The sequence below is a fragment of the Mycobacterium sp. E3298 genome (assembly GCF_001666895.1).
Classification (GTDB): domain Bacteria; phylum Actinomycetota; class Actinomycetes; order Mycobacteriales; family Mycobacteriaceae; genus Mycobacterium.
The window spans coordinates 1-6,505 of record NZ_LZJB01000288.1; the positions used below are offsets into that span (position 1 = coordinate 1).

Annotated in this window: 2 protein-coding genes and 1 pseudogene; 2 read left to right on the plus strand and 1 reads right to left on the minus strand. The window is 70.4% G+C overall.

Going from position 1 to position 6,505, the window contains the following annotated elements:
- Positions 1–100: 100 nt before the first annotated feature.
- Positions 101–2,014 (minus strand): annotated as a pseudogene (locus A9X05_RS29705) (type I polyketide synthase); the annotation flags it as partial.
- 79 nt (positions 2,015–2,093) lie between these two features.
- Here A9X05_RS29705 and A9X05_RS13690 point away from each other — a divergent pair.
- Both A9X05_RS13690 and A9X05_RS13695 read left to right on the plus strand, forming a co-directional pair.
- Positions 2,094–3,779 carry a beta-ketoacyl reductase gene (locus A9X05_RS13690; RefSeq protein ID WP_067781974.1) on the plus strand — a complete coding sequence of 562 codons (1,686 nt, stop codon included), beginning with the start codon at positions 2,094–2,096 and terminating at the stop codon, positions 3,777–3,779.
- On the plus strand, positions 3,776–6,505 hold a 2,730-nt coding region (locus tag A9X05_RS13695), incomplete at its 3' end, for a type I polyketide synthase (RefSeq protein ID WP_156736699.1). The genes A9X05_RS13690 and A9X05_RS13695, both read left to right, overlap by 4 nt.

The following is a 6,505-nucleotide window of genomic DNA, read 5'->3' on the forward strand; positions in this document are numbered from 1 at the left end:
CCCGCACACGGGGCGCTGTGGGGCCTGGGACGCACCCTCGCACTCGAACACCCCGAAATCTGGGGCGGCATCATCGATCTGGACGGCTCGGTGCCCGCACGGTGTGGAGGTTGGTGCGGAAGGTGATGGTGTCGTCGGTATCGCGTTGCAGGGTACCGAGACTCAGATAGCTGGTGGCCGGCTTTCCTTCCCCCAGGGTGTCGAGTACGGCTTGGGTGAGCAGGGGGTGTGCGCTGATTTCGATGAAGGTGTGGTGGTCGGTGCCGGCGTGGGCGATGGCTTGGTGGAAGTGGACGGGGTTGCGCATGTTGGTGGCCCAGTGGTCGGCGTCGAAGACCGGGCGGGTGTCGAGGTCGGGGTAGGTGGTGGAGATGATCGGGATGCGTGGCGGTTGGGGGGTCAGGTCGGCCAGTTCCGCGCGCATCGGGGGTTGCAGGGGGTCCATGGCCGGGTTGTGCGGGGAGACTTCGATGTTGACCCGGCTGGCGAACCGGTTGTGGGCGCGGACCTCGGCGATGAGCTGATCGATCTGGTCGGTGGGTCCGGCGATGACGGTTTGGCGGGGGGAGTTGTAGATGCCCAGGGTGATTTCGGGGTGCTCGGCGATCAGCGCCTCGGTGGCGGGCGCGTCGAGCTCCAGCAGGGCCATGCCGCCGTGCCCGGACAGCGGGGCCATCAACCGCGATCGCGTCGCGGTCACCCGCAATCCCTGGGCGGGCGTGAGCGCACCGGCCACCACGGCGGCGGCGACTTCGCCCATGGAGTGGCCGATGACCAGGTCGGGGGTGATGCCGTGGGCGCGCCACAGCGCGGTCAGCGCCAGCTGCATGCCGATCAGGCCCAGCTGGATCTGTTCGATGCCGACCAGTTCGCTGCCGGTGGCGATCACCTCGCGCAGCGAAAACCCGGCCTGGGCAACGAAATCGGGCTCCAACTCGTCGACCGCCGCGGCGAAGGCCGGCTCGTCGGCCAGCAGCAGGCGGCCCATGCCGGCCCACTGCGACCCGCGCCCGGAGTAGACGAACACCGTGCCCGGCCCGACCGCGCCCTCGCGGGGCAACACCACCCCGGGGGCGTGCTGGCCACCCCCCAGTGCCCGCAGCCCGGCCACCGCCTGGGCACGGTCGCGGGCGACCACCGTGCCAAATCGCGCCTGCCGGGCCCGGTGATGGTTGAGGGTGTGCGCCACATCGCCGAGGGCGACCCCGGCCCCGCCACCCTGCATCCACTCGGCCAGCACCGACGCCGTCGCCGCCACCCGCCGCGCCGTCTTACCCGACACCACCAACGTCGACACCCCGCCGTCGGGGCCGGCGTCGTCGACCGGCGCCAACCCAGGGCCCTGCTCGACGATGGCGTGCGCGTTCGTCCCGCCGAGACCGAACGACGACACCGCCGCCCGGCGAGGACCCGCATCGGACGGCCATTCGATGTTCTCGACGGGCACGAAGAGCCGGGTCGACGACGCGTCGATCGCCGGATTCCACTGCGAGAAGTGCAGGTTCGGCGGGATCTGCCCGCGCTGCACCGCCAGCACCGCCTTGATGAACCCGGCCACCCCGGACGCCGCCTCCAGGTGGCCGATGTTGGTCTTCACCGCGCCGAGCGCGCACGAGCCCGGGCCGCGCCCGTAAGTGGCTGCCAGCGCTTCGAATTCGATCGGATCCCCGAGCGCCGTCCCCGTTCCGTGGGCCTCCACGTAGTTGACGCTTTCCGGTGCGATGTCGGCCGACCGCAACGCGTCGGCGATCACATCGCATTGGGCGGCCGTGTTGGGCGCGGTGATGCCGTTGGAGCGCCCGTCCTGGTTGACCGCCGAACCCCGCACCACGGCCAGCACTCGATCGCCGTCGCGCACCGCGTCGGTCAGCCGCTTGAGCACCACCACCCCCTGGCACCACACCCGCCACTGGATCGACATCGCGTCCGCCGCCCCACCGGCGTTGCGGCCCAACAGTCCCCGCGCTGCGACGGACACCCGCTCTGCGCGAAGGGGCAACGGCACCCCGATCGATGACTGGTCCTATGGGGTTGCCTGGCCCGTGCGACCGCTCCCCGATGCTCCGCCACCCGGCGGCGGTCGATGGCTGGTCGTGGGCGACACCGAGCTGACCGGCGAACTGGACCGCGTCGCCGGGTCCCAAATCGGCATCGAGGGCCTGGAGTCCGGCGCCCTCGCCGACGAAGAGGCACTGCACGGGGCGCTCAACGGTGTCGACCGCGTGCTCTACGCGCCGCCCGCCTCCGGAACGTCGGTCGCGGTCGCCTATCAGCTGTTCCACCACACCCGCCGGCTCACCGCGGCCATGGCGGCCGCCGCCACGCCAGCGAAGCTGTTCATCGTCACCCGCAACGGCCAACCGACCACCGAGGGCGACCGCGCCAACCCCGCACACGGGGCGCTGTGGGGCCTGGGACGCACCCTCGCACTCGAACACCCCGAAATCTGGGGCGGCATCATCGATCTGGACGGCTCGGTGCCCGCACAGGTGCTGACGCGCCTGGTGCTCGACGAGACCACCGGGGCGGACGGAGAGGACCAGGTCGTCTACCGCAACGGCGTGCGGCACGTGCCCCGGCTGCACGCTCATACGCTGCCCACCGAACCGGTGACGCTGGACACCGCCGCCAGCCAACTGGTCATCGGCGCCACCGGAAACATCGGCCCACACCTGATCCGTGAACTCGCCCGGATGGGCGCCGGGACCATCGTCGCGGTGTCGCGCAACCCCGGCCAGCGGTTGCGCGAGCTCGCCGACGGCCTCGCCGCGGCGGGAACCACCCTCGTCACAGTCGCCGCCGACGCCACCGACGAAACCGCGATGAGAGAACTGTTCGACCGGTTCGGCGCCGACCTGCCACCGCTGGAGGGCGTCTACCTGGCGGCATTCGCCGGCCAGCCGGTCCTGCTCAGCGAGATGACCAACGACGACGTCACGGCGATGTTCGCGCCCAAGCTCGACGCCGCGGCGCTGCTGCACCGCCTGACGCTGGAGACACCGGTGCGCCACTTCGTGGTGTTCTCCTCCATCTCCGGCCTCACCGGTTCGCGGTGGCTGGCCCACTACACCGCCACCAGCGGCTACCTGGACGCCCTGGCGTACGCGCGGCACGTGATGGGATTGTCGGCGACGACGGTCAACTGGGGACTGTGGAAATCCCTGTCCGACGCCGAGCACCAATTCGGCCAGGTCAGCATGGGTTCGGGGCTGGTGCCCATGAACGACGAGGTCGCCATCGGCGCTCTGCCGCGGGCCATGAGCCCCGCCGCAGGCGTGCATTCCATTGTGGTAGAAGCGGATTGGCCACTGCTCGCGGCCGCCTACCGCACCCGCGGCGCGCTGCACATCGTCGACGACCTGCTTCCGGTGCCCGGCGAAACCGCCATGCCCGCAAGCGAATTGCGCGTCGGCCTGAGTAAGTGCCCGCCCGAACGCCGCCACGACATGCTGCTGGACCACGTCGGGTTGCTGGCGGCCGGGGTGATGGGGCTACCACCCAGCGAGTCGCTGGATCCCTCGATCGGCTTCTTCCAGCTCGGAATGGACTCCCTGATGAGCGTCACGCTGCAGCGCGCGTTGTCGGACAGTCTCGGTGAATTCCTGCCGGCTTCGGTGATCTTCGACTACCCGACCGTGTACAGCCTCACCGACTACTTGGCGACGATGCTGCCCGAACTCGCCGAACCGGATGCCGAACCCGCCTCCGACGTCTACGACGAACTCACCGAAGCCGAGTTGTTGGAACACCTTTCGGAACGACTCAGAGGAACGCGATGACCACCTCGACACCGGACCGCCGGGCGATCATCACCGAGGCGCTGCACAAGATCGACGATCTGAGCGCCCGGCTGGAGATCGCCGAGAAGGCCGGCACCGAGCCGATCGCGGTGATCGGGATGGGCTGCCGGTTGCCCGGCGGGGTGGACAACCCGGACCAATTCTGGGAATTGCTGCGCGACGGGCGAAGCGGCATCGTGCCGGTGCCGCCCGAGCGCTGGGACGCGGACGCCCTGTACACCGACGACCACACCGTGCCGGGAACCATCTGCAACCGCGAAGGCGGCTTCCTTTCCACTTGGCAGCCGGACGAATTCGACGCCGAGTTTTTCTCCATCACCCCACGCGAGGCGGCGGCGATGGATCCACAACAGCGGCTGTTCCTCGAGGTGGCCTGGGAGGCGCTGGAAGACGCGGGGATTCCGCCGCATACCATCCGCGGCACCCAGACCTCGGTGTACGTCGGTGTGACGGCCTACGACTACATGCTCACGCTCTCCGAGGCGATGCGACCCGAGGAGCTCGACGCCTACGTCCTGACGGGCAACTCCGCCAACTTCGCCGCGGGCCGGATGGCGTATCTGCTCGGCGCACGCGGCCCGGCGATGGTCCTCGACACGGCGTGCTCGTCGTCGCTGGTGGCGATTCACCTGGCCTGCCAGAGCCTGCGCTGGAACGAAAGTGACACGGCCTTGGTCGGCGGCACCAACCTGCTGCTGAGCCCCGGCACCAGCATCGCCTGCTCACGGTGGGGCATGTTGTCGCCCGCGGGGCAGTGCAAGACCTTCGACGCCGACGCCGACGGCTACGTGCGCAGCGAGGGCTGCGGGGTGGTCGTGCTCAAGCGGCTGTCCGACGCGCAACGCGACGGCAATCGCATCCTCGCCGTGGTTCGCGGTTCGGCCGTCAACCAGGACGGCGCCAGCAGCGGCGTCACCGTTCCCAACGGCCCCGCGCAGCAGGCGCTGCTTCGGCAGGCGCTGACCTCGGCCAAGTTGACCCCGGCCGAGATCGACTACATCGAGGCGCACGGGACGGGCACGCCGCTCGGCGACCCGATCGAACTCGATTCCCTGAGCAAGGTTTTCGCCGACCGCGAGGGCCGCGCGCCGCTGGTGCTGGGGGCGGTCAAGACCAATCTCGGTCACCTGGAGGCGGCGGCCGGCATCACCGGGTTCATGAAGACGGTGCTGGCCGTCCGCAACGGTCGCATCCCGCGCAACCTGAACTTCCGCGAGCTCACGCCCCACGCCAGCGAGGACGTGTCGCGGCTGACGATCACCACCGAAGACATGGAGTGGCCGGAGAGCGGGCAGCCCCGCCGGGCCGGCGTGTCGTCGTTCGGCGTGAGCGGGACTAACGCGCATGTCGTGATCGAGCAAGCGCCGGAAGTCATTCCGGACCGCCGTGGCTCAGAGCCGGCGGTGTCGACGTTGGTGGTGTCGGGCAGGACTCCGCAGCGGGTGGCCGCGACGGCCTCGGTGCTGGCCGACTGGCTGGACGGTCCGGGCGCCACGCTGCCGCTGGCCGGCGTGGCGCACACCCTCAACCATCACCGGGCCCGGCACGCCGCGTTCGCCACGGTGGCCGCCGTCGATCGGGACCAGGCGGTCGCGGGGTTGCGCGCGCTGGCGGCCGGTGAGCCGGCCACCGGCCTGGTGGGTTGCCGCGAGGGCGCGGTCGGGCCGGGCACGGTGTTCGTCTACTCCGGGCGCGGGTCGCAATGGGCCGGCATGGGCCGCCGGCTGCTCGCCGACGAGCCGGCCTTCGCCGCGGCGGTCGACGAGTTGGAGCCCGATTTCGTTGCCCAGGCCGGGTTTTCGCTGCGCGAGGTGATCGCCACCGGCAGCGAACTGGTCGGCATCGAACAGATCCAGCTGGGCCTGATCGGCATGCAGCTGGCGCTGACCGCGCTGTGGCGCGCCCACGGCATCACCCCCGACCTGGTCATCGGCCACTCCATGGGCGAAGTCGCCGCCGCCGTGGTGGCCGGTGCGCTCACGCCCGCCCAGGGATTGCGGGTGACCGCGACACGATCGCGGTTGATGGCCCCGCTGTCCGGGCAGGGCACCATGGCCGCGCTCGAGCTCGACGCCGCCGCGAACGAGGCGCTGATCGCCGACCACCCGCAGGTGACGTTGGCGATCTACGGCTCGCCGCGCCAGACCGTCATCGCCGGACCGACCCAGGCGATCGACGACCTCATCAACACGGTCCGCGCGCAGAACCACTTCGCCGGCCGGGTCAATATCGAAGTGGCGCCGCACAACCCGGCGATGGACCCGCTGCAGCCACTGATGCGCGCGCAACTCGCCGATCTGTCCCCGCGCCCACCGACCATCCCGATCATCTCCACCACCTACGCGGACCTGAACAGCCGGCCGGCCTTCGACGCCGACCACTGGGCCACCAACATGCGCAACCCGGTCCGCTTCCAGCAGGCGATCGAAGCCGCGGCGGCCGAGCACCACACCTTCATCGAAGTCAGCGCGCACCCCTTGCTGACCCACGCCATCAGCGAAACCCTCGCCGACCGCGACGGCTACCTGAGCATCGGCACCCTGCAGCGCGATGCCCACGACACCCTGACCTTCCACACCAACCTCAACACCGCCCACGTCACGCGCCCGCCCCATACGCCGCATCCCCCGGGACCGAGCTGTTGGGCGCCGCGGGTGACGATGTACAGCCGCGGGCTGTTCCGGGCGCCCATCCTGGTCACCGTC